14 protein-coding genes are annotated in these 19,465 nt (G+C 37.1%); all 14 read right to left on the bottom strand.

Features of this window, described 5'->3' with window-relative positions; all coding sequences use genetic code 11:
* Positions 1–519: 519 nt before the first annotated feature.
* The 14 genes from WCV66_RS04720 to WCV66_RS04655 all read right to left on the bottom strand — a co-directional run bounded on the left by WCV66_RS04720 (position 520) and on the right by WCV66_RS04655 (position 19,130).
* Positions 520–1,302: a DeoR/GlpR family DNA-binding transcription regulator gene (locus WCV66_RS04720; protein ID WP_338788061.1), complete on the bottom strand. Its 783-nt coding sequence runs from the start codon at positions 1,300–1,302 to the stop codon at positions 520–522.
* Between the two features lie 25 nt (positions 1,303–1,327).
* The gene (locus WCV66_RS04715) at positions 1,328–2,509 is read right to left on the bottom strand and encodes a saccharopine dehydrogenase family protein (RefSeq protein ID WP_338789397.1); all 1,182 of its coding nucleotides are present in this window, start codon (positions 2,507–2,509) and stop codon (positions 1,328–1,330) included.
* Between the two features lie 16 nt (positions 2,510–2,525).
* Positions 2,526–3,617, bottom strand: a complete 1,092-nt coding sequence (gene phnW / locus WCV66_RS04710; protein ID WP_338788060.1) for a 2-aminoethylphosphonate--pyruvate transaminase — start codon at positions 3,615–3,617, stop codon at positions 2,526–2,528.
* 19 nt (positions 3,618–3,636) lie between these two features.
* A complete protein-coding gene (phnX, locus tag WCV66_RS04705; protein WP_338788059.1) occupies positions 3,637–4,446 on the bottom strand; it encodes a phosphonoacetaldehyde hydrolase in 810 nt (269 codons plus the stop codon).
* 12 nt (positions 4,447–4,458) lie between these two features.
* Positions 4,459–6,225 carry a putative 2-aminoethylphosphonate ABC transporter permease subunit gene (locus WCV66_RS04700; RefSeq protein WP_338788058.1) on the bottom strand — a complete coding sequence of 589 codons (1,767 nt, stop codon included), beginning with the start codon at positions 6,223–6,225 and terminating at the stop codon, positions 4,459–4,461.
* A 2-nt stretch (positions 6,226–6,227) separates the two neighbouring features.
* Complete coding sequence (locus tag WCV66_RS04695) at positions 6,228–7,241, bottom strand: ATP-binding cassette domain-containing protein (protein ID WP_338788057.1); 1,014 nt, start codon at positions 7,239–7,241, stop codon at positions 6,228–6,230.
* Positions 7,242–7,842: 601 nt separating this feature from the next.
* On the bottom strand, positions 7,843–10,425 hold the full coding sequence (locus WCV66_RS04690; protein ID WP_338788056.1) for a LamG-like jellyroll fold domain-containing protein: 2,583 nt from the start codon (positions 10,423–10,425) through the stop codon (positions 7,843–7,845).
* Positions 10,426–10,783: 358 nt separating this feature from the next.
* Positions 10,784–11,857, bottom strand: coding sequence for a putative 2-aminoethylphosphonate ABC transporter substrate-binding protein (locus WCV66_RS04685; protein ID WP_338788055.1), 1,074 nt, complete (start codon positions 11,855–11,857; stop codon positions 10,784–10,786).
* Positions 11,858–12,397: 540 nt separating this feature from the next.
* On the bottom strand, positions 12,398–13,015 hold the full coding sequence (locus WCV66_RS04680) for a thymidine kinase (protein WP_338788054.1): 618 nt from the start codon (positions 13,013–13,015) through the stop codon (positions 12,398–12,400).
* Between the two features lie 322 nt (positions 13,016–13,337).
* A complete protein-coding gene (gene rpmE / locus WCV66_RS04675; RefSeq protein WP_066328533.1) occupies positions 13,338–13,550 on the bottom strand; it encodes a 50S ribosomal protein L31 in 213 nt (70 codons plus the stop codon).
* Positions 13,551–14,013: 463 nt separating this feature from the next.
* The gene (rho, locus tag WCV66_RS04670) at positions 14,014–15,291 is read right to left on the bottom strand and encodes a transcription termination factor Rho (protein WP_066328530.1); all 1,278 of its coding nucleotides are present in this window, start codon (positions 15,289–15,291) and stop codon (positions 14,014–14,016) included.
* A 464-nt stretch (positions 15,292–15,755) separates the two neighbouring features.
* Positions 15,756–17,045 carry a UDP-N-acetylglucosamine 1-carboxyvinyltransferase gene (locus tag WCV66_RS04665; RefSeq protein WP_066328529.1) on the bottom strand — a complete coding sequence of 430 codons (1,290 nt, stop codon included), beginning with the start codon at positions 17,043–17,045 and terminating at the stop codon, positions 15,756–15,758.
* 676 nt (positions 17,046–17,721) lie between these two features.
* Complete coding sequence (locus WCV66_RS04660) at positions 17,722–18,579, bottom strand: class II fructose-bisphosphate aldolase (RefSeq protein ID WP_066328528.1); 858 nt, start codon at positions 18,577–18,579, stop codon at positions 17,722–17,724.
* Between the two features lie 176 nt (positions 18,580–18,755).
* Positions 18,756–19,130: a response regulator gene (locus tag WCV66_RS04655; protein WP_157094309.1), complete on the bottom strand. Its 375-nt coding sequence runs from the start codon at positions 19,128–19,130 to the stop codon at positions 18,756–18,758.
* Between the last annotated feature and the right edge of the window lie 335 nt (positions 19,131–19,465).

Genomic DNA, 19,465 nt, shown 5'->3' with positions numbered 1-19,465 from the left:
CATTCATGTCAATATTAATCGAATTTTGTAAACGAAAATTAAAAGCAGTATTAATTTTTGTTAATATTTCAATTAATTATTAATTTTCTGTAAATAGAATTATCTGATTTTTCAGGAGGAAGATCTTATTTTTTGGTCAAATATACGATTATTTACCTAACTTACTTTTATGATTTTTAATTTATATAGTATAAAAGCATTATTTCATTTGAATTTTTCAAGATTTCATTCAAATCGAAGGAATTAACATTACCTTTACAACTAATAAATAATTCTTTTACAAAATTCTAATAGAATGACACATATGGCGAAATTGGCGAGGTAAAAGGTAGGAGAGATTGAATAGGGTCTTCATTTGATGCATGTATTCCCTTATTAAAGCATTTGCGAATCGCACGCAGGAGACCAATGTTCAACAATGAATTGAAACTCATTTATTTTGTTCCAAATAATAGATGAGGGTGACTCTAAACCAAAGGTAAAAGACCCTTATCTAAAGTCACCCTCAACTATTTATGTTTAATTACAGTAAATCCATTTGTTCGCAACAATATTATCTTCATTCCACTCATCCGGCATTGGCACATCACTCAAGATATAATCAATATCTTGTATATTAGCGATGCGATAGCTTGCTTTTACACCTATCTTTGAATGGTCTAACAATAAAAAGCTCTTTGTTGCATTTTCCAAATAGATTTGTGAAAGCAACGTTTTTTCCAAGTCATAGCTCATGACACCTTTATTAAGGATTAGTCCATCAGCTGATAGAAATACTTTGTCAGGGAAAAATTCTTTTGCCATTTTTTCCGACAATGAGCTTGATGAACGAAAATGATTGAACTGCACTTTTCCACCTATGAAAATTAACTCTCCATTGAACAGCTCTCTATTTGCGTAAGAAATCAACAAAGATGCCGTAGGAAACGAGTTGGTTATGACTGTAATTCCCTTTTTCTCACATAGGCCGTTTACCATTTGGAAGTTGGTCGTTCCTTCATCAAGGACGATGACATCGCCGTCTTCAATAAAATCCAATGCTCGATTGGCAATTAGCTTTTTTTCTTCAATTCGCATTATTTCCCGTTCAAATAAGGAAGGTTCTATCTCTTCGCTTGATACTTTTACCGCTCCACCGTACACTTTTTTCAATTTATTTTCAGCTTCTAAATCTTCAAGATACCTGCGAATTGTCTCTGTTGAAACATTGAATTGCAACGCCAAATCAGCAACTTTTACTTGGTCACTTTCTTCGAGTAGTTCGAGGATAATCTTTTTTCTCTCTTCTGCTAATAAAGACATTTTCAAAACTCCCTAATGACAATTGTTAGACATGAACAGATGATTGTATGACTTCAATGTTCTCATGAACGAGTATACCACGCTTTTCTAATTCGTTAAAAAAGCTTTGTGGATGCTTAAACGCCTCTTCCGGAATGATAATTCCCTTATTTTCCACATAGCCTTTCGCAATCATATCAGTTGCAATCGCAAATGGAATGGCAACATTTCGTGTATATGCGCGCAATTCTTCCCAGCCTGGGACAGAGCCATCTGATTTCGGATGCGTATGAGTAAGTACGTGCCTTACCTTCTGTCCGTCCTTTTCACCAATAACCTCGATGTGAAGGGCATACCCGTACAACTCCGTCTCCGAACCTTCCTTTGATTGATATAAATACTGAGCAATACAATCCATGATGCCGACTTCTGTTCCACCGATTTCAATTGGTACGTTTCTCAAAATTCCATATTCATATAATGCACGAACTAGTTTCATATTTTTCTGTGGCCATGTGCCTCTGACTTCAATTAGGTTCACGCCTTTATGGTGCAAAGCTTTCGCTAATGTTTTCGTTTCGGCATGTGGAATGATATATTGAACCCCTTTCCCATACGGCTCCGGTAATTCAATTTCTCTCGGTCTTGCAAATGGAGGGACTTGAATAAACTCTCCATTTTCATAAACGATTCGGCCAGGTAGGTCTGGATCATATTCATATGTTGTTGTTTCTGTTATCGATTTTGAAAAGGCAATTGGGCGATAAGAACCATGACTAACTCTTACCGTTTCGACCTTGTCTAATTGGTTAGCAGCATGCATAGCCATTAGCTGAGTTAAGCCAGGTGTCATTCCAAATCCCGGTAAGCATGTTTTTCCATTTTCAATAAACAGTTCATGATACTGATCTTCTTCCCCAAAGCCATTTAAGTTAATACCGTGACAGCCCGCTTCAGCAATGCATGCTGTTGTTTTACCATTAAGAGTAATTGTCGTACCATCCATTACGATGTCATAGCCCTTCATTTTCTGAACTGTATCATCATGATCATGTACATTTACTTTGACAAAATCCACACGTGGATCATTTAACCACTCAACGACTTTACGGCCCTCTTCCTCATTAAAATCAGCTACAGTAATTTTCTCAAAGCTTGAATATGTGACTAAATCAAGCACAGCTTCCCTTGCAATTTTTCCAGCGCCACCTAAACAAAAAACCTTCAACATTTTAAATTCTCCCTTAATATTCCCATTTTTTGATTGCTTGTAATAATCTTTCAATATCTTGCATACATACATCACCAATCGTCCCAATCCTAAATGTCGACACTTTCGAGACTTTTCCTGGGTAAATTACAAATCCTTCTTGTTTAAGATGTTGATAGAAAGGCTCAAACTTAAATCGATCATTCGGAAATAAAAATGATGTTATAATTGGCGATTGGTTCTTCCGCTCCACATAAGACTCAAAGCCTAAGTCATACATGCCTTCAACAAGTGTTTGTTGATTTTCAGCATATCTTTCGCTTCTTGCTCTAACACCACCTTCTTGCTCTAGCTCAATAAGTGCTTGATGGAATGCTCTAACAATGTGTGTAGGTGATGTAAATCGCCATTTCCCACTCAATTCCTCCATTGTTTTCCACTGATCATATAAATCCAATGATAGCGAATGGGAGATCCCTTCACATTTCTCGAGCTCCTCTTTTTTCGCAATGACAAACCCAAAACCAGGTACTCCTTGAATGCATTTGTTTGCACTACTAATTAAAAAGTCAATTTGACTTTCATGGACATCCATTTCAATTCCGCCAAAGCTGCTCATTGCATCGACAATCGTTTTCTTGCCATATACTTTTGCTAATTTACATACAGCTTCAACTGGATTTAAAATTCCTGTAGTCGTTTCGCAATGTACGACAATAACATGTGTGATATCTCGATCTGTTTGTAAAATACCTTCCATTTCATGTAGATTAGTAGGTTCTTTTTCGCTTGTCCTGCAGATCACTGTTTGTATGCCCAGAATATTGGCCATTTGTATGATCCGATCTCCATAGGCACCATTCGTGGCAATTAATAGTTTTGAGGAATCCCGTCGTATGACTGATCCGATTACGGACTCAACCGTAAACGTGCCGCTACCTTGCATTAAAACAGACGTATATTCATGACGTTGATGGGTCGCTATATCCACCAAGGTTCGACGGATTTTTTGAACTAATTGCATATATTCTTGATCCCAAGTACACCAATCTTTTTGCATGGCCAATCTAACTGTATCAGTTGTACTTAATGGTCCTGGAGTTAATAATAAATATGGATTATTCATGTTCGCTTCCCCCCGTTAATTAAGCGTGCACAGTCTCTGTAATTGCTTCAATTTTTTCAATTAATTGCGGTAAGTTCTTTATAGAGTCAATGACATAGTGTGCTCCAGCGTCGTAAAGTTCTTTTCTAGCCACTTCCTTTTTTTGCTCCAATAATGCAGCATCCATTGAATTCACTTCTTCTTCGGTTAAACCAAGAGTACTACTGCCTAGTATCACACCAACTGTCCACATCCCTGCGTTTCTTCCTTCGAGCATATCAGTTGTTGTATCGCCGATCTTCATTAAGTGATTCATTGGATATATCCCAAGCTTCATCGCAACGTAGTAACACATCCATGGATATGGTCTGCCTTCCTTAACAAGATCAGATGTTGCGATCACATCTGGAGTATACCCCTTCTTTTTAGCATTTTCAGCTACGATCTCGATCATTTCCCCTGTATATCCAGTTGTAGAGCCGATCTTTATCCCTTTTTTTCGTAACGAATCAATGACAGCTAATACCCCTGGTATAGGTGTTGTAAATTCAGATAAGCTTTTAAACAGTTTTTCTTCAAATTTCAGATACAACTCTTGAACATCGGCTTCTTTAGGAACTGTACCATGAACGTTTTGCCATTCTTGTTTTACTCTCGGCATTTCCAATATGGCGCGGATATGTTCAATTTTTAATAATCCCATTGGTTTTCTTGCTTCATCTAATGTGATGGATACATTCTTTTCTTTAAAAACCTCAATAAAGACATGCAATGGAGCAAAGCATCCATAATCAACTGTTGTTCCTGCCCAATCAAAAATAACACCTTCAATTTTATTCATGTTTATCATCCTTCCCTGCCATTAAGCAGCTTTGATTTTTGTTGTTTTCCATTTTTCCGATTTTGATGTTAAACCCTTGACGGCTGCCTCATACGATACTCTGATAACAATATTTGTGATGACAATTAGGAAACTCATCGCTGCGGCTGAAGCTAAATTTCCCGCATCATCCATATTGACAATTGATATCGCTGCAAGCTTAAAGTCTGCAGTGTACAAAAAGACAACAGCGGAAATAGTCACCATGCTATTCACAAAGTAATACATCGCCATTTCCAAGATAGCAGGCAAACACATAGGTACCGTCACCTTAAAAAATGTCCGATAGAACTGAACACCCATTGACTCTGACACTAGTTCAAATTCTTTATCTAGCTTCTTCAAAGATGTTGTCGCTGTAACAAAGGCGACAGAATAGAAGTGTAAGATATTCGCAATGACGATAATGGCAATCGAGCCATATAGGAAATTCAACGGATTTGTTAATGTCATTCCGAATATAGTAAGTTCAGGCTTGCTAAAGAAGAAGATATAACTTATCCCAATCACCAGTCCCGGTAATGCGAGGGGAATGATGGATAACAAATTCCCAACCTTCCGTAACCCAACATGCTTACGCAGCTTTTCAATTGCATAAGCAAAAATAAATGTAATGATCGTTCCAAAAACTGCCGTTAATGCAGCTGCAATTAAACTATTTTTATAGGCGACTAAACCATCACCTGTAAAACTTGAAAATGTAAAATGATCAAGCGTAAAGCTTAAGTTATATGGCCACATTTTAGTGCAGGCAGCGATCAAAACGGCAAGGATGAGCAATAAGAAAAATCCTGAGATCGCAAAACAATATAAGAAGGCGACCCAATCTCTCCCTTTATTCTTGTTAATTCGATAAGGTATCGATTTTGCTGTGAGGTAAGATGCCTGCTTTTGCTGAGTTATTTGGTCAACCAAAAACGCAAACAGCGCAGGAATCATTAAGATCACACCGACAGTAGCACCCATTGATAAGTTTTGCTGCCCTACAACTTGCTTATAAATATCTGTTGCTAGGACATTGAATTGGCCACCAACTACTTTTGGCGCCCCGTAATCAGTAAAGCTTAACGTAAACACAACAAACATCGAGCTAATTAATCCATATTTGGAGCTGGGCAGTGTAATCGTTAAGAATTGCTTCCACTTATTTGTACCAAGCGTGTTAGCTGCTTCATATAACCGATAATCTGTTTGTTGCAATGTAATATATAAAATTAAAAACGCCTGTGGAAAGGTATAAATAACTTCTGCTATGATAATGCCCGTAGCACCATATAGCTCAATATCAACTCCTGGTAAGTAACCAAAGAACCCGTTCGTTACAATCCCTTGATTACCGAATATGTACATTAAGGCAATTCCATGCATCATCGTAGGAGCAAACAAGGGAAGCAAAGCAATATATCGAAACCATGTTTTCCCTTTTATTTCTGTTCTTGTAAGGCAATACGCATAGTAAAATGCTAAACTCACAGAAATGACCAACGTCATCGTTGAAGTGAATAATGTATTCTTCAAGGACGTGACAAGTGATGGTGTTTGGAAGTACTCAATAAAATTCTGAAGTCCTATAAACTCTCCTTCATTATTTAATACCGTTTGTGAAAACAATGTACTAACCGGTACCACTAATGCAGCAAAAAATGACAGAAGTACAAAGAGAATTAAGACTGTTTGTAGTCTTTCATTCGCACTATTTTTTTGCTTGATCTTTCCAAATGGAACACCATCCTGTGATCTGAAACCCACCGTTAGATCACCGCCTGTTCTTCATATGTTAATAAGTGCGTTTCCGGAAAGTTTAGCGATACAATTGAACCCTTTATTAGCTTAAATTCACTAATCGTCGACGCAGAAACATCCACTTTTATACGTTTATTATTCAAATATGAATTAGCATCCTCCACATGTAGTTGTAGTCGATAAATCGCCCCTCTAAATTCAAGACTTTCTACACGAGCTTTGACTCCACCTTGATGTGAAAGTTGAATATGCTCCGGTCGAATTCCGATCAACTTATTATTTCCTTGTTCTTGCTTCCACATATTGATTGAACCGATAAAATCAGCTACAAATGGATGTTGTGGCTGATTGTAGATGACTTGCGGAGATCCAATCTGCATGATTTTCGCATTGTTCATAACAACCACTTTATCTGCCATTGTTAATGCTTCTTCTTGATCATGCGTAACCATTATTGTTGTGATCCCAAGCTTTTCTTGAATCGCTCGAATTTCATATCTAAGCCTATCTCTTACCTTTGCATCCAGTGCAGAAAGTGGTTCATCTAAAAGTAAGAATTTTGGAGATAATGCAATCGCCCTTGCAAGTGCAACACGCTGTTGCTGACCTCCTGAAAGCTGTGTGGGATATTTCTTCTGAATATTCACTAAATCAACCATCTTAAGAGCTTCATGGACACGCTCTTGTCTTACTGATTTCTTCATATTTCGATTTTTCAACCCATATTCCACGTTTTGATAGGCCGTTAAATTAGGAAAGAGCGCATATGATTGAAAGACAATTCCGAAGTCACGCTTTGAAGGTGGTAAACTCGTAATATCTTTTCCTTCTAGTTTGATATAACCATTGTTAGGCGTATCCAGCCCAGCGATAATTCGTAATAACGTTGTTTTCCCGCAGCCACTTGGACCTAGTAAACAAACAAACTCATTTTTATCGATGGTAAAATGTATATCTTCTAATGCTGTAAAATTCCCATATTGCTTAGAGATTTGACCTATTTCCAAAAAGGGATGTTTCATGAGGAAGATCCTCCTTTTCTACTTTTAATATACTTTTTAAACACCTATTTCAATTTGCATGTAACGATGAATCAACTATGGCAATCTAGAGACTCATGGACTTGGAGATCAAGTCGCCACTTCATTTTTCATCATCAATGCAAGAACGGGGGAGCCCTTGCATTGACTTGTAGGACAAAGTGTTACCTTGGTTGTTTGTGTCTTACATTGTTGTCTTGTCCTTTTTTAAGGTGAACAAATTTAGTAAAAGTCACATTATTTCTTGGTTTTTCCGATTGGAAAACGATATTAAAATCAAAAAATGTGGTTTCTTATTGTTTCACCTATAGTATCTATGTAACACCTTATAAATACAATATAAATCCACAATGTTAAGTTAGTATGAAGACAATGTAAAGATTTTGTATTGTGTTGTTTTTCGGGTGAACTTTTACTATTTTTTGTGGTTTTTTGTGATTTTTCTTAAGCTAGATATGTAAAGCCTTTGTTTACTCCTAACCCTCTGAACAAACAAAATTAAACTAAATACTAATTTAAAGAGCAAAACAGCCTGGAGGATACTCCAGGCTGTAAATGACCGTTCAAATGAATAGCTTCTTCCTTATCGTTTTTCTTCAGCTTTCAGGTTCAGCATAATATCTTTCCCATCTGATGAAGTCACATAAGCTTCAGAAATCGTTAATTTATTTGGTGCATTTTTGTTGTTAGCTGTTTTCAATTCAATTAACGGCTTCTTCAATGATACTGTCGAATCAATCATTGCAACTATTTTAATGGTATCACCATTTTCTTGGGCAGAATGGATTTTCACACCCTTTTGAGACTTGATTTTTTTAATTTCAACATTATTTATATTAATATCTATTTCTACTGCCTTCTGTCCAGTTGAATAAAGCTTATCCATACCATCAAATAACACATGATAAGTCTTTTTATCACGTTGTAGTGTAAGAGTTGGCGCATTTTCATTATTTATATCGCTTTGTTCGACAAACATCCCATCAAGCACAGTTCCGTCACCGATTGTCGGATCGTTTAGATCAAGTCCATATAAAATAGTCGTTGCTACATCTACATTGCTTCCACCAGTAAGAATTTTTTCTCCATTTTCCTCAGTTGCAACGGTACGGCCGTTAGCACCTAAATAAATCGTTTTTGCAAGTTCTGAATCTTGCCCATGAGATCCTTCGCTTGTATTTCCACCCTCTTCTGTTTCAGTACCACCACCATGATCCGAGGTTAATAAGATCAGCGTTTCTTCTCTTATACCAGCTTCATCAATAGCTCCAACGATGGTATTTACATGTTTATCAATATCATTGTTTAATTTTTCGTAATATGCTTTCGAATAGAAGCCATACGTATGACCAACACCATCTAATTCATCAAGCTGAATAAAGATAAGTGAAGTATCTCTCATTTTCTCACTTGTAACGTATTGGCTAACTTGTTGTGCTACTGTTGCATCATTTCCATTATATGTCTCTACCCCTACAGAAGGTTCAATATGACCTTGAGTGATGTTTTTCCAATTTGAAAATGCTGCCATTTTACTATCTGGCATTTGTTCGCGAATTTTTTTGAATACAGTTGGATATTCATTTAGATGATAATACCACTTACCACTCTCGGTGTTATAAATTTGATGCTTATCATAGCCTACCCCAGAAATCATTGCTCCCCAGTTTGGTGATGATGAAGATGGTAAGACAGCTTGAGCGGTATATGAAACAGCCCCTCCCTCAACAAGTGAGCGAATATGCGGGATATTCAAAACATCACCAACCTCTTGTCGAAATGAATTTTTAGTTTCGAAATAAGGTGCTTTCTTATGAATGCCTTCTCCCCCACCGTCTATGCCTATTACCACAACATGTTTATAAGGTTTCGTATCAATATTTTCAGCAATTTGCTGTTTCAGTTCATCCGAAAGATCTGATCCAAAAAGATCGCTGATCGTAATCGAGCCATCTTCATTCTTATCCAATTGGTCCTTCCCATGAATCGTCACTGTCGCACTAGATTGTTCTAAACTCTCAATCTCATATTTTTCATTAGACGTATAAAATTCACTGTCAGTTATTTCAAATTCACCAGTTCCAGTTTCTACTTTTGATTTAAAACGAAGCTCGGCAATTTTTGTATTTGCATAATCATAAGCTAACTTATCATTGAAATTCTTTCCACCATCCACATCAATTTCAAGAACACCTGGTTGTTTTTCAGTTACTCCCTCTGGCCCTGAAACAAATTCGAATTTACTTGCATCAAAGTTTACGAAGGAATGAATTTTATCGACACCGTTTTCCATATTATTCGTACGCAGATGAAGATTTAACGTAAATTCCGCACCATTTACTGTGTGCTCAGCACCTACAAAATCTACTTTCCCATTAAACTTTTCCGTTAATGGCGGATTAGCCGCATCTTTATATTCATTGTACAATGTCTGAACACTTTCCTGATTCAGTACTGTATTTGTTATACCCATTTCATCAATGATCCCATTTTTCAATTGGTAGTGATTGTTTCCATCAGCTCCAATGTTTAATTCCAAACCTGTATTAATGTCACCTTTGCCAGCAATGTTCATTTCATGCTCTAATTGTCCATCTTTATAAAACTTTGCTGTCTGATCCCGGTCATGCGTAACAACAATATGATGCCATTTATTATCAGCTACGACAATTTTCTTTTGTTGTTTTAAATCTAAACGATTTGAATTAGAACCTTTCCAATTCCATAGTAAAAAATTATTCTCAATTCCTATTAACCATCCTTGATTTGCACCAGAATCCCAGTTCTTGTTGGAAATAATGACATCATCGTCCGTAGGAGACGCTTTCAGCCAAAATGAAACACTGAAATCTTGATCTGCTCCAAATTGGAGTTCATTTTTAGGTAATGTGATTTTTCCTCCATTAAAACTTGCTGCTTTTCCAGACAAACCATTAACAAAAGAAATATTTCCAGCTAAAACCCCATGATGATTTTCCCCTGATGAATCAGAGGCATTATCTTCAAACGAATAAGAGGCAATCCGTTGAATTGCTTCGTTATAAACACTTAATTCTTCTGCATAAACATTTACAGGTACTAAATTGCTTAAAGTAACGGATGGAGCTACAACTGCAACACATAAAGAGGATAAAGCTAGTTTTTTCAACAACTTTTTATTCTTCATTATTTCCACTCCTATTTTTTATTCTTATAAGCAGTACTTACTGACACTTCTTTCGCTCGTAAAGTGATATGTACAAGGCTGTTTTCGCAAACTTTGTTGCTTTTAAATAGTATTGGGTTGGTTGATTGGCGCTCCAGGATGCTCGCTTTCCGTGGGGCGGGTGATGAGCCTCCTCAGCGCAAAGCGCCTGCGGGGTCTCATCTATCCCGCTACTCCCACAGGAGTCTCGCATATCCGTTCCAATCAACCTAATCAGTTTTGTTCAAAAACAACAATCTTTTAGAAAAGAGCCATGTACAAAAAAAGGTCATTCATGCGGGAACCGCACCTTTCCTCACATGACTCTTCTTATTTAGCCCTACTCTTCTTGCTCTGCTTTAGCGTTAAATTTGGCATCCCAATCCTTAAGAATAGAATCGCGATTTTCAGCAGCCCAATTCAAATTATTTTCAGAGTACATTTTTTCATCTACATTTGCAGGGAATCCTTCAGGGATTTCAAAATCGTTTTCCATTGTTGAAAATCCATTGGCATCATAATACTTTTTCATAACATCATCCGTAAGTGCCCAATCAAGAAATGCTTTTGCAAGCTCTTCATTTTTTGCATCTTCTTTGTTGATTAATGCATTTGCTTCTACTTCCCATCCAAGTCCTTCAGACGGTAAAATCACCTCTACTGGTGCTCCCTCTTGCTTTTGCTGTACACCACTGTATACTAATGAAATACCAATAGGATATTCACCAGCTGCAGCTAATTTTGCAGGTTTAGAACCTGAGTGAGTATATGTTGCAACGTTTTCATGTAATTTCTCCATATACTCCCAACCCTTCTCTTCGCCCATCATTTGCAGCCAAGCCGATACTGTTAAAAAGCCTGTCCCAGAAGATGCTGGGTGCGGCATAACAATCATATCTTTGTATTCAGGCTTTAATAATTCTTCAAATGTTTTTGGAACAGGGATATTTTTTTTCTTTAATTCTTCTGTATTCACAACAACACCTGTCATAAATGCTGTATTTCCAACCCATTTAAGCGGTTCCTTAGAATCTTTAAAAGAAGCGCCAATTTTGTCACTAGCTTCTGGAGTATAACCAGCAAGCAGATCTTTTTGATCTAACGCAAGCAGACTTGATGCTGCAAGTCCCCACACTACATCTGCACTCGTATTTTTACCTTCTGATAAAAGCTTAGCTGTAATTACCCCCGTCGAATCACGTACAATATTTAATTTTACATCTGGATACTGAGCCTCAAACGTTTCTATATATTGTGGAATAAGTTCCTCCTCAATTGCTGTGTAAACTGTTAATTCACCAGATAAATCACTGCCCTCGTTGTTGTCTAAAGAGGAGGACTGGTTTGAATTTCCACAACCCGCTAAAAGCATTAAAGCTAGTACTAAAACAAATTTCGTAATGTGTTTTATCATTGATTTACACTCCATTTCTTTAACATCGTTTATAAGTACAATATAAACACACAATATTAATTCTGTATGAAGGAAATGTAAAGGTTTTGTATTATGTTGTTTTATCATTAAAAAAACATTGATTCTTGTTGTTTAACTCTGTTCAGCCAACCAAACTAACGAAAAAACACAATAAACTTCATCTAGTTTCTTCTAAAATATGAAAATAAGTAAACTCTACTAAAGGATGGTTTTAATTTGAAGCTTTCACTAAAGGTATTATCTTAGGACATTCACAGTGTTGGTTGGTCATGTAAGGATTCATTTCCATATTTCAAACCAACGAACAAAAGCGCACGCTCCTTAAACATCCCTGACAAGCATAAGACGCTCATGAATAGAAAGTCTTTTTTACCTTCATTTCATGAATGGCTTATGACCTATAGGTGCTAGGCGCTGGATCTGGATGCCTAGCGCTTAGCCACAGTACTAGCATTTTATAATTTTCTAGACAAAAAAAAACACCATGCCAATATAGTCGGCATGGTGTAACTTGTATTATTAATTCATTGCACTATTTTCTTTTTTATAATCCTTCACGGGTGAGCCAGGAACCTCGTGATGATGTCTGCATCTCGGCTCATAGGACTCTGATGCCCCCACAAGAATAATTGGATCATCATATAACGCAGGCTTACCATTAATCAGTCTTTGCGTGCGACTTGCCGGTGATCCACAAACAGAGCAAACAGCTTGAAGCTTTGTGACTAATTCAGCAATTGCCATTAATTGTGGTACAACACTAAAAGGTTCGCCTCTAAAATCTTGATCTAACCCTGCAGCTATTACACGGTAACCTTGATTAGCTAAGAGTGTTAGCACATCACAAATATGTTCATCAAAGAACTGTACTTCATCAACAGCAATAACGTCTGTTTTCTCAGTAATATATTCTAAAATTTCAATAGAGGAAGCCACTGGTTTACTAATAATCGCCGTACCATTATGTGAAACTACCTCTTCTTCACTATAGCGGTTATCTATACTAGGCTTAAACACCTTTACTTCTTGTTTCGCAAATTGCGCACGTCGAACTCTGCGAATGAGTTCCTCTGATTTACCTGAAAACATGCTTCCGCAAATAATTTCAAGCCATCCACTTTGTTTCATTACATACATTAAAACGGCCTCTCCCTTCGTCATCATATTCCCGAGTCGATTGACCGTACCGTTTATATTGGTACTTTACCATCTATATAAAACATGAAACTTCATGCATCACATACGTTCAAAAATCCCTACCAATATATGTAGGATACCCTAAAGTAAAACTTCCACGAGTGAGGTTTCTTTCCACTCTCACCGAAGCTAGATAAACTTATCTAACACTCACTAAAGTGATCAAATTCTCCAAATAATATGGGTTAAAGCCTAAAAATCACAAAAGTTGGCGTGAAAAAACAGGCAAGAGCAGTTTCGTCTTGCCTGTTGGAAAAAGCCTTTATTGTTGCTGTTGCTTAATGCCGTATTTTTTATTGAATTTATCTACACGTCCACCTGCATCTGCAAATTTTTGACGTCCTGTGTAGAATGGATGACACTCAGAACAAACCTCAACTTTGATCTCTTTCATTACAGAGCCAGTTTCGAATTCGTTACCACAAGCGCAGTTCACCATAACCTTATTAAAGTTTGGATGAATTCCTGTTTTCATTCTTTTCATCTCCTTCCGCCCTGAATCATTCGAAACAGAGTTAAATATCTAGGTGTAACTCGTCCGATTGACGAACCATCACTAGAAAAGCACATGATGAAATTATAACAAGTGCCAAGTTTAAAAGCAAGCTGAAGTTAAATATTACTAATTCGAAAAGCGGAAGCGACCGTTTAGCGACGTAGAAAAAAGAGCACTCCGTATGAGATAAAGGAAACACGAAGAGCACTAGCGATTCGATGTTGACTTATCGTAAGGAGGAGTGTGAAGTTCACTAGTCGCTGGGAGCTGGAGCTAGACAATTCGAAAAGCGCAGGTGCCTTGTTCAGCCCCGACAGGCATAAGACACTCACGAATAGAAGGTGTTCTTTACCTTCAATTCGTGAGTGGCTTATGACCCCAAGGGGCTAGGCACCGGAGCTAGACAATTCGAAAAGCGCAGGTGCCTTGCTCCCCGCTAATACTACTTAGTTACTTTCCTAGCTGATTTCATTTCAACATCTAAATTACTAAAGAATTCTTCGTTTGATTTTGTTTGACGAAGCTTTCTTAGGAACTTTTCAACAAAGTCTGGAGAATCTGTCATTGACTTGCGAATTGCCCATAATTTATCAAGATGATCTTTTGGAACAAGCAGCTCTTCTTTTCTTGTACCAGAACGACGGATATCGATTGCTGGGAAGATACGCTTTTCTGCAAGTGAGCGGTCTAAATGAAGCTCCATGTTACCAGTTCCTTTGAATTCCTCATAAATAACGTCATCCATACGAGAACCTGTATCGACTAGCGCTGTTGCAAGGATTGTTAAGCTTCCACCCTCTTCAATGTTACGTGCTGCACCAAAGAAACGTTTAGGGCGATGGAAAGCAGCTGGATCAATACCACCAGATAATGTTCGACCACTTGGAGGAATGACCAGATTGTATGCACGTGCTAAACGTGTAATGCTATCCATTAAAATAATAACATCCTTTTTATGTTCAACAAGACGCATCGCTCGCTCAAGCACTAACTCTGCTACTTTAATATGATTTTCTGGAACTTCATCAAACGTCGAGCTAACCACGTCTCCAGCTACAGAACGTTCAATATCAGTTACTTCTTCAGGTCTCTCATCGATTAATAAAACGATTAGTTCTGCTTCAGGATTGTTCGTTGTAACACTGTTCGCAATTTCTTTTAACAGCATTGTCTTCCCTGCCTTAGGAGGGGCAACAATCAATCCACGTTGACCAAAACCAACTGGTGCGATTAGGTCCATAATTCTTGTGGATAAATAATTTGGTTTTGTTTCTAGGTAAATTTGTCTATCTGGATAGAGAGGAGTTAATGCTGGGAAGTGAACACGTTCCTTTGCCGTCTCTGGATCTTCGCCGTTAACCGCTTCTACATGAAGCAAACCGTAATAGCGTTCATTTTCTTTTGGAGGACGAACCTTACCAGATACTTTGTCCCCATTTCGCAAATCAAAACGCCTAATTTGGGAAGCTGAAATATAAATATCTTCTGAGCTTGGTGAATAGTTAATTGGTCTTAAGAAGCCAAAGCCTTCAGACTGGATGATTTCTAAGACACCTTCCATAAATAATAAATCCTCTTGTTCAGCATTTGCTTTTAATATAGCAAAAATTAATTCTTTTTTCGTCAGCTTGCTGTAATAGGAAACTTTATAATGACGGGCAAGCTCATATAATTCTTTCAGTTTCATATGTTCTAATGAAGAAATTGAAACTTGATTCATAAAAACACCACTCTTTTTAATTTTCAATTTTTTACAATTGTTTTCCATCTATCGATTGTCAAATTCATTTCTACTGGTAATGAAAACGTAATTAGATAGCAAATTTCACATATTAGAAGATTTACCATCAGTTGCATTAATGAAGAAAAAACTATCACGTTTGGATCGAGAAGGAAAATGAAGGTGAGCTTGAAGTAGATTTGCAGTAATTCATGCAGCACTCTTTATTTTTACCCTATTTTAGAGATTTAATCAATCATTTTTGGAAAATCTATTTGAAGTTAGAGGTTTTTATAGAAGGAAAGTGAGATTTTATTCCCTCACTTTCCAAAATGTAGATATCTTTATCTTTTTTTATTAGGCTGACTCGCCAAAATTTGTTGCTATTTACCAAGTAGTGCGGTGGGTTGGTTTTTTCTTAAAGCTATGTGTTCCATCAAATAAACAAGGCGCATGCCCTCTTCTTATGAATTTTGCAGTTGCTCGATTTCTTTATCTGTTAATTTTTCACGCCAGATCGTAGCTCCTAGTCCTGATAGCTTTTCCTCTAACTGACTATATCCACGATCGATATGCTCTAAACCAGTTATTTCTGTTACTCCTTCAGCCATAAGGCCCGCACATACTAAAGCTGCTCCTGCTCGTAAATCACTTGCTTTAACTCTAGCACCTTGAAGTCTTGTTGGGCCAGAGACAATTGCAGAACGGCCTTCAACTTTTATTATAGCGCCCATTCTTCTTAGCTCATCTATATGTTTAAATCTAGCAGAGTAAATTGTATCAGTTACAACACTCGTTCCTGTAGCTCTTGTTAAGAATGAAGTGAACGGCTGTTGAAGATCAGTTGGAAATCCTGGGTAAACGAGGGTTTTAATATCAACAGCCTTTAGTTCCTTTTGACCGCCGATAATTAATATTTGATCATTGCTCGTTTCAATATGAAGACCCATTTCTCTTAGCTTTGCAATTAGTGATTCTAAATGAAGTGGGATGACATTATCGATCATCACTTCTCTTCCCATTGCTGCTCCGATAATCATGTAAGTTCCAGCTTCAATCCGGTCAGGAATAATTGAATGACGGCAGCCATGCAGTCTCTCAACTCCATCGATTCGAATGACGTCTGTTCCTGCCCCTTTAATTTTTGCCCCCATGCTCGTAAGCAATGTTGCTACATCAATAATTTCTGGTTCCTTTGCAGCGTTTTCAATAATCGTTCTACCTTTTGCTAAAACAGCAGCAAGCATAATGTTAATTGTTGCTCCTACACTTACAACATCTAAATAAATTCGCGCACCACGCAGTTCATCTGCCCGCAAATAGATTGCACCTTGTTCATTCGTTATTTGCGCACCTAATGCTTCAAAACCTTTAATATGCTGATCAATTGGTCGCGGTCCTAGATGACAGCCACCAGGAAGGCCAATAACTGCCTTTTTAAAACGACCAAGCATTGCTCCCATTAAATAATAGGATGCACGTAGCTTCTTAACTTTTCCATTCGGCAAAGGCATTGAAATCATCGATGACGGGTCAACAATCATTTCATTATTTTTCAATAGCACCTTTCCACCGATTTCCTCCAATAAATCTCCAAGTATATTTACATCAGAAATGTTTGGTAATCCTTCGATTGTGACTGGTGATTCAGCTAATATGGTTGCAGGAATTAAAGCTACTGCACTATTTTTTGCCCCGCTTATATTTACTGTACCTTTCAGTAAATCTCCACCGGCAACTTTTAACTTTTCCATAATAGTCTCCCTTCTTCAGAAGTTGACTTTCCGGAAAGAACATGGAGGGTGAGCTTTGCGCAATTTTCGCACACATATGTATTCACTTTACACGAAACACGCTTAAACATTCATTAGCCATCATGTTTTCCGAATAATACATCTCTTGTCAACAAATATTTCGGATTTTATTGCTTCGAAAAGCTTGAGGTGTCGCCAAGCTCTAAATGGCGAAAGCCTTTTTCTTTACGATCATCCATTTTGATACAAATTCTGGTGATAGTAAAAAAATACTACCTGTTTATCTCTTTTATTTCCTTTTATGCCTTAGTAAATACATCACAATACTAGATAAGTGAAACTTCCTTTAATGTTGGTTTCTATGATTGCTTTCACCTAGAGTTTAATGATTGACTATTTATAAATAATCTCTCTTATTATTAAACCATCTATTAAGCAGGACAACAATGTTTAAGTTTAAGAATTCTTCTTGGAATTTAGGATGGGTGATGATCACACTAAAGGAGGAGGTATTAACAAAACGGACAAGGCTTATTCTTGTCCGTTACTCTATGAGTCTATTATCTCTAGTCAGCTAGGTTAAGGTTAGAGAAGGTCTTCACACCGCTTGTTAGCGCTTTCTTATTATTCAGAATATAACCGCCTCTTATAAAAGGCGGTTATATGTAAAGCTGTATTATGCTTGGTTTGAAGAACCAAATTCGCGCATTTTGCCGATTACTGTTGCTTTAATAGCGTCACGAGCTGGTCCTAAATATTTACGTGGATCATATTCTTCAGGTTTTGCAGCTAACGTTTCACGAACCGCTTTTGCAGAAGCAATTTGGTTTTCAGTGTTAACGTTGATTTTCGCTGTACCGAAAGAGATAGCTTTTTGGATATCGTGTGTTGGAATACCAGTACCACCGTGAAGTACTAATGGCATATCCGTTAGGTTAGCGATTTCTTCCATCTCTTTGTAGCCTAAGTTTGGTTCACCTTTGTACGGTCCATGAACAGAACCAAGTGCTGGTGCTAAGCAGTCAATACCAGTACGTTGTACAAGTTCATTACATTCTTGTGGATTTGCGTAAATTACGCCTTCTGCTATAACGTCATCTTCTTGTCCACCAACAGTTCCTAACTCAGCTTCAACAGAAACACCTTTTGAATGAGCATATTCAACAACTTGTTTCGTTGTTTCAACATTTTCTTCAAATGGGTGATGTGAAGCATCGATCATAACAGATGTAAATCCAGCATCAATTGCTTCTTTACACTTATCATAGCTTGAACCATGGTCAAGGTGAATCGCTACCGGTACAGTAACTTTGTAATCCTCAAGTAGACCTTCAACCATTTTTACAACAGTTTTAAATCCACCCATGTAGCGTGCTGCACCTTCAGAAACACCAAGAATAACTGGTGACTTCTCTTCTTGAGCTGCTTGTAGGATCGCTTGAGTGAACTCAAGATTATTTAAGTTAAATTGACCTACTGCATATCCTTTGTCTTTTGCTGTTTTCAGCATTTCTGTCATTGAAACTAAAGGCATGTCGAAAAATCCTCCTAATGAACCTTATTTTCTGATACAGAAAAGTATATCATACCTAGCTTGACCAGAATATTCACTAATATGTAGAGTCTGCATGATACTTTTCACATCTAATAGCATACCAATTTCTTCGAAAATCAGCAACAATTCGACAGATATTTGGGTAATATAATGTTTTAGTTCGTTTTTAATGGTAAATATTTCTTTACTGCATCACGAATTTCATCGATATCAAAAGGTTTAGCAAAATGTGTCAATGCACCTAAATCCTTCGCTTCTTGAATCATATCTAATTCCCCATAAGCCGTCATAATGATAACACGAATATCTTGGTCGACAACTTTCATTCGTTTTAAAATTTCAATCCCATCCATACCCGGGATTTTCATATCTAATAATACTAAGTCTGGGGAATGCTTTTCGACGATTTCTAAGGCTTGAAAACCGTTTGCTGCCTGAAATGTTTGATACCCCTCTTTTTGAAAAACTTCATTCAATAAAATTCGAATCCCATATTGATCGTCAACAATTAATATTTTTTCCTTCAACATATCATTACACCTCTTAGTTTATTTTTCCATACTTAATCCCAATGGCATTATGCCATCTTAAAAGCGAAATAAATTTTGTGTTTTGCTTTAAGCACTAGACGTTACAAGCTAGCTATGTACAAAGTTTATCAGCACTTTCTGTTCTTTACTTAATCTAGCTTGCTTCTACTAACCCAGTTTAAGCAATCGGTACTAAAGACCGGAGCTTTTTAACCAATTAACTAGGGTTTTTCATTAACATTCGTCCACTTTGTTGATTAAATTATCTATATCATAACTTAAGTAATTCTTTTCTTACTTATTATTTCCTGCAAAATTACTCGAATCATTTGTCG

It is taken from the genome of Metabacillus rhizosphaerae (assembly GCF_037201795.1).
In the GTDB taxonomy this organism is placed as follows: Bacteria; Bacillota; Bacilli; order Bacillales; family Bacillaceae; genus Metabacillus; species Metabacillus rhizosphaerae.
The sequence above is the reverse complement of the archived record's forward strand: the minus strand, read 5'-3'. Positions and strand labels throughout refer to the sequence as shown.

Excerpts from the sequence above, each read along its gene's own strand:
- WCV66_RS04720 (WP_338788061.1), bottom strand. The coding sequence starts at position 1,302 with ATGTCTTTATTAGCAGAAGAGAGAAAAAAGATTATCCTCGAACTACTC.
- phnW (WP_338788060.1), bottom strand. The coding sequence starts at position 3,617 with ATGAATAATCCATATTTATTATTAACTCCAGGACCATTAAGTACAACT.
- phnX (WP_338788059.1), bottom strand. The coding sequence starts at position 4,446 with ATGATAAACATGAATAAAATTGAAGGTGTTATTTTTGATTGGGCAGGA.
- WCV66_RS04695 (WP_338788057.1), bottom strand. The coding sequence starts at position 7,241 with ATGAAACATCCCTTTTTGGAAATAGGTCAAATCTCTAAGCAATATGGG.
- WCV66_RS04690 (WP_338788056.1), bottom strand. The coding sequence starts at position 10,425 with ATGAAGAATAAAAAGTTGTTGAAAAAACTAGCTTTATCCTCTTTATGT.
- WCV66_RS04685 (WP_338788055.1), bottom strand. The coding sequence starts at position 11,857 with ATGATAAAACACATTACGAAATTTGTTTTAGTACTAGCTTTAATGCTT.
- WCV66_RS04680 (WP_338788054.1), bottom strand. The coding sequence starts at position 13,015 with ATGTATGTAATGAAACAAAGTGGATGGCTTGAAATTATTTGCGGAAGC.
- rpmE (WP_066328533.1), bottom strand. The coding sequence starts at position 13,550 with ATGAAAACAGGAATTCATCCAAACTTTAATAAGGTTATGGTGAACTGC.
- rho (WP_066328530.1), bottom strand. The coding sequence starts at position 15,291 with ATGAATCAAGTTTCAATTTCTTCATTAGAACATATGAAACTGAAAGAA.
- WCV66_RS04665 (WP_066328529.1), bottom strand. The coding sequence starts at position 17,045 with ATGGAAAAGTTAAAAGTTGCCGGTGGAGATTTACTGAAAGGTACAGTA.
- WCV66_RS04660 (WP_066328528.1), bottom strand. The coding sequence starts at position 18,579 with ATGCCTTTAGTTTCAATGACAGAAATGCTGAAAACAGCAAAAGACAAA.
- WCV66_RS04655 (WP_157094309.1), bottom strand. The coding sequence starts at position 19,130 with ATGTTGAAGGAAAAAATATTAATTGTTGACGATCAATATGGGATTCGA.